Here is a 1,136-nt window from a genome sequence, read left to right as displayed (position 1 = left end):
GCTGTCAGGCCCTCGCGGCAGTCGTCGCCGATCAGCGAGACCTTTTCCTTCTTGGTCAGGCCCGAGGAGTCGCCATAGCCGGTGATCTGACGGGTCAGCGCACCGCGGAAACCGGCCAGATGGGTGCCGCCGTCGCGTTGCGGGATGTTGTTGGTGAAGGCCAGCACGTTCTCGTGGTAGCTGTCGTTCCACCACATCGCCACTTCGACGGTGATGCCGTCGCGCTCGGCCTTGATGGCGACCGGCTTGTCGATCAGCGGTTTCTTGACGCGGTCGAGATATTTGACGAACTCTTCCAGCCCGCCATCATAATGCAGCTCGTGGCGCACGATGTCGGCATGGCGGGCATCGGTCAAAACGATGCGCACGCCGGAATTGAGGAAGGCGAGTTCGCGCAGCCGGTGTTCCAGCGTGCCGAAGTCGAATTCGACCATGGTGAAGGTTTCGGCCGACGGGAAGAAGGTGATCTCGCTGCCGCTGCGCCCTTCGTAGGTGCCGGCAACCTTGTGCTGCTCGTAGGTGCCGGTCGCCTTCAGCGGCGCGTCGGCATTGCCGTGCGTGAAGCTCATCTCGAAGATCTGGCCGTTGCGGCGGATCTTCAATTTCAGCCATGCCGAAAGCGCGTTGACCACCGAGACGCCGACGCCATGCAGTCCGCCCGACACCTTGTAGGAATTCTGGTCGAACTTGCCGCCGGCATGCAGCTGCGTCATGATCACTTCGGCCGCGGAAATGCCTTCGCCGGTGTGGATATCGGTCGGAATGCCGCGGCCATTGTCGATCACGGTGACCGAACCATCGGGGTTGAGCGTCACCGTGACGAGGTCGGCATGACCGGCCAGGGCCTCGTCGATAGCGTTGTCGACCACCTCGTAGACCATGTGATGCAGGCCGGAACCGTCGTCGGTGTCGCCGATATACATGCCGGGGCGTTTGCGGACAGCATCCAACCCCTTCAAAACCTTGATGGAATCGGCGCCGTATTCGGCTTCAGCGCCGTTGTTGTTGTCGATCTGATCGCTCATGAAAACCTGTTGTCTGGATGCCGCTTGCACGGTGCTGAAAATCGGCACCGAATCGCGCCTCTGATATTGTCTAGATATAGGCGCTAAAGGCGGTTTTTCCAAGGTTTGCAG

At 60.7% G+C, this 1,136-nt stretch carries 1 protein-coding gene; it reads right to left on the bottom strand.

Annotated elements, in window-relative coordinates; translation table 11 throughout:
* A partial coding sequence (locus tag ACXJ7R_RS33725) for an ATP-binding protein (protein WP_457155570.1) occupies positions 1-1,025 on the bottom strand: 1,025 nt, incomplete at its 3' end.
* Positions 1,026-1,136: the final 111 nt, after the last annotated feature.

It is taken from the genome of Mesorhizobium sp. P5_C1, assembly GCF_054049815.1.
Note: the sequence above shows the minus strand (reverse complement) of the source record. Positions and strands in the feature narration are given on the sequence as shown.